Source organism: Flavobacterium sp., from assembly GCF_044338735.1.
In the GTDB taxonomy this organism is placed as follows: domain Bacteria; phylum Bacteroidota; class Bacteroidia; order Flavobacteriales; family Flavobacteriaceae; genus Flavobacterium.
Map to the genome: position 1 here is coordinate 1 of NZ_JBIIWV010000209.1, position 3354 is coordinate 3354.

General features: G+C 32.1%; 6 protein-coding genes. All 6 read left to right on the forward strand.

From position 1 onward, the window contains the following. Nucleotides 1-100 precede the first annotated feature (100 nt). A complete protein-coding gene (locus ACIQZC_RS10170; protein WP_396139112.1) occupies nucleotides 101-1393 on the forward strand; it encodes a hypothetical protein in 1293 nt (430 codons plus the stop codon). Between the two features lie 4 nt (nucleotides 1394-1397). Then, nucleotides 1398-1610 carry a hypothetical protein gene (locus ACIQZC_RS10175; protein ID WP_396139113.1) on the forward strand — a complete coding sequence of 71 codons (213 nt, stop codon included), beginning with the start codon at nucleotides 1398-1400 and terminating at the stop codon, nucleotides 1608-1610. A 5-nt stretch (nucleotides 1611-1615) separates the two neighbouring features. After that, a complete protein-coding gene (locus ACIQZC_RS10180) occupies nucleotides 1616-2065 on the forward strand; it encodes a hypothetical protein (protein WP_396139114.1) in 450 nt (149 codons plus the stop codon). A 2-nt stretch (nucleotides 2066-2067) separates the two neighbouring features. Further along, nucleotides 2068-2853: a LamG-like jellyroll fold domain-containing protein gene (locus ACIQZC_RS10185; protein ID WP_396139115.1), complete on the forward strand. Its 786-nt coding sequence runs from the start codon at nucleotides 2068-2070 to the stop codon at nucleotides 2851-2853. 5 nt (nucleotides 2854-2858) lie between these two features. Continuing rightward, complete coding sequence (locus ACIQZC_RS10190) at nucleotides 2859-3146, forward strand: hypothetical protein (protein WP_396139116.1); 288 nt, start codon at nucleotides 2859-2861, stop codon at nucleotides 3144-3146. After that, nucleotides 3143-3354: hypothetical protein (locus tag ACIQZC_RS10195; RefSeq protein WP_396139117.1), on the forward strand; the 212-nt coding region annotated here is incomplete at its 3' end. The genes ACIQZC_RS10190 and ACIQZC_RS10195, both read left to right, overlap by 4 nt.

Consider the following 3354-nt stretch of genomic DNA (forward strand, 5'->3'; position numbering starts at 1 on the left):
AATATACGATAAAAACGTGACTGAGGATGTATTTAGGATTACAAATGACTTGATTATAAGGTCTACAATGTTAGGAGAAAAACGTATAATTTTATAAGATATGGCAAATAAGACAATACCAAGCTTACCAATTTACGGAAGTCAGGATAGTGATAATAGAAAAAAAGATTTAATTGAAATTACTAAAAATGATGGCACTTATGCCACACCTACGTACGGAACAGGTGCAAGCCGTAAAATGTCAGTTGAGGAGTTAAAAACAGCCTTAGACATAAATACTTCATTTATTGAAAATATAGTAGTAAAAAACCAAACAAATGCTACTTTAGAAATTGATAAAATAAATTGGGTCACATTAATAAATGACCATACAATGTCAGTCCCTTCCCCTGACGCTAGTAATTTAGGAAATATAATTATTGTAAATAATAGAAGTTCATCTTATTCATTAACGATTACAGGTCTAGTAGTAACGCCAATGATACTAAAAGGATATAATTCTATTGTTGGTGTTGTATGTGTTACAGATGGTGTTATTTATGGGTGGGAAGTATTCTCAAGGTATAATTTAGCAGATTTTGATTTAATTTCTCAAACAGTAACAGATGGCGTTACTACTAAGTCACCAAGTGAAAATGCCGTATTTGATGCAGTTTATGCAAAAGGATTAATAAACGGTACAATATGGGTTAATGCTTATACAGCATTAGGTGACTTTAATCTATCAATTGACAAATATAACAACGTAGGATATACAGATGCTGAAGGCCCTATTTCTGTAATATTACCAACACATACAGCTAGTATGTCAGGTAAAACTATTATTGTAGAACCTCACAGGTTTAATAGTGGATTAACAAATGTTAATATTTCAATTCCTGGGTTACAAGTTGATGGTGGAGGTGGAGCAGGAACATACACAGAAGTTATAACTAAAATGGGTCAAATTGTAACTATACAAGCTAACTATTACGGATGGCATGTTATAGGACACACAAACCAAGTTCCTGATATTAGTTTTAAACTAGACCTTGATGGCAGTAACGCTAATCAAGATATTGATATAGATGGGTTTGGAGTAAACGCTAAACACTTTAAAGTAAATGGTACTGCAGGTGCTGGGCACATAGGTTTAAAACATCAATCTGCAAATATATCAGCAAGTGCAAGTGAATCTAGTATTGGTGCTGATATTGTCGGTGATCCTGTTTGGAAAAATGATGGTGGGGCCATTGATAAGATTGAATTACAATCAAACAAAACAACTAATATATCAGACATTGCAGGAACTTACCCTGATACGCCAACTGTAAAAAACTACGTAGACTTCATAGTAATAAATGACCTAGATTACTTATTAGCATATTCATTTAAAGCAACTTATAAATATTAAAATTATGGCAAAAATTAAATTAACAACATCTAATTATTCAGAATTACTAGATGACTGGGCAAATGGAATAGCAACAGATAATGTTTTATTTTTCATTAAATCAGAAATAAACGAAAATGAAATTTATCAAACAGCTTGGATAAAAAATCTACTTATACAGATTTCAAGTTTTGACAACTTTATTTCTAAAATTACATACATAGACACAATTAACTAAAAACGATGGCACTTTCAAATGGACAGATACCTTTACTTGCAAATGTAATAAATGCAGGCGTAGGAGTATTAACAGGAACAACAATAGGAACACAAGGGAGTAATACAAATGGTGTTGCTATATATACAGCAGGGACTAAAGGTGGTAGAGTTATTTCATTAATAGCTACAACTACAGACACTGTTACTGTTAATATGTTTTTATACATATATAGAGGAACGACAGTTATTCCTGTAGGCATGGTAAATATACCTTTATCGTCTGGAAATACTAATGCGGCACGGTTCCCAGTTGATTGCTTAAATGGAACTAATTTGCCAGGATTACCGATTGACAATACAGGCAGACAATATATACCATTACTTGCAAACGATGTTTTGAAAGCTAGCACTTTAGCGAATTTATCAGCTTCTCAAACTGCGTGGGTTAATGCTTCTGGAGCAGATTATCAATAGACATGAGTAGTCTATCGCAAGGTATATATACAGGTTTAGGACAAGGTATATATGAAGCAGATAATAATGGATTATTAAACGGATTAAATACAGGTATTCAAAACAATGATTTTGCAAGCAATAACATTGTCAGAGATGGCCTTGTATTATATTTAGATGCTAACAATTCAGGTTCATATACACCTCCTTATAATAGTGTTTCATGGAATGATATTAGTGGGAAAAATAACAATAGTACACTTGTTAATGGGCCAGTATTTAACAACTCAAATGGAGGTAGTATAGTGTTTGATGGTTCAAATGATTACGCAGTTTCACCAGATTTAAATATAAGTGGTAATTCGCCAATTACTATTTCTTTTTGGTGCAACTATTTAAGTAACCCATCAGATAATGTTTCAATATATTATGGCACTTGTGGTACTGCATATCAATCTATTGGATTATATTATAGAAATAGTGAAAATTATGTGCGATTTACTACATGGCAAGGTTTACTAGGTTCACCAGGTGACTATAATACTTCTTTTATTAAAGATTTTAATGTGTGGCATAATTGGACAGTTGTTTATAACAATAATAAAGTGTTAATATATAGAGATGGAATTGCAGATTCAAATGGAATAAAAAATATAGGAATTAGTTTTACAACTACTAAACTATCCTTGGGTAGTACATTGTGTGGTGGTTTTTCAAATATAAAAGTCGGTAGTGCATTTGTCTATAATAGAGCATTAACACAAATAGAAATTATTCAAAACTATAATGCTACAAAATCAAGATTTTAAACAAAATGGAAATAACAGAAAAAACAAGGTTTAATTTCAACGGAGAAAAAATGATAGGTGCATTCGTAGCTGTTTTTTTAATAGCATGGGCACTTCATTTGTACATCACTAAGCAAACCGAACGGGACGACAGGCAAGACAATAAAATTGACCTTGTAACCGCAAAAGTAGTATCTTTAGAACAAGAATTTAAAGCCAGTTCTATTGAGATTAATAATAAGCTAGACAGGATAATTGAGAAGCAAGCTATTGACCACGACATAGTTATAAGACACGAATACAGCAAGAAATGAAAACAAGTAATAGAGGAATAGAAATGGACTTAATATTAAGTAAGAACTTTAGTTTAAACGAGTTTACAAACTCTGAAACAGCAAAAAAAGACTTTGATAACTATAAAGAACAGTTTAACCCTCCTCAAAACATTATTGACAACCTTAAATTTGGGGCTGTCAATATTGCTGAGGTAATCCGTAAGGAGTGGGGAACGTTTAGCCCTAC

Excerpts from the sequence above, each read along its gene's own strand:
- ACIQZC_RS10190 (WP_396139116.1), top strand. The coding sequence starts at position 2,859 with ATGGAAATAACAGAAAAAACAAGGTTTAATTTCAACGGAGAAAAAATG.
- ACIQZC_RS10185 (WP_396139115.1), top strand. The coding sequence starts at position 2,068 with ATGAGTAGTCTATCGCAAGGTATATATACAGGTTTAGGACAAGGTATA.
- ACIQZC_RS10170 (WP_396139112.1), top strand. The coding sequence starts at position 101 with ATGGCAAATAAGACAATACCAAGCTTACCAATTTACGGAAGTCAGGAT.
- ACIQZC_RS10180 (WP_396139114.1), top strand. The coding sequence starts at position 1,616 with ATGGCACTTTCAAATGGACAGATACCTTTACTTGCAAATGTAATAAAT.
- ACIQZC_RS10175 (WP_396139113.1), top strand. The coding sequence starts at position 1,398 with ATGGCAAAAATTAAATTAACAACATCTAATTATTCAGAATTACTAGAT.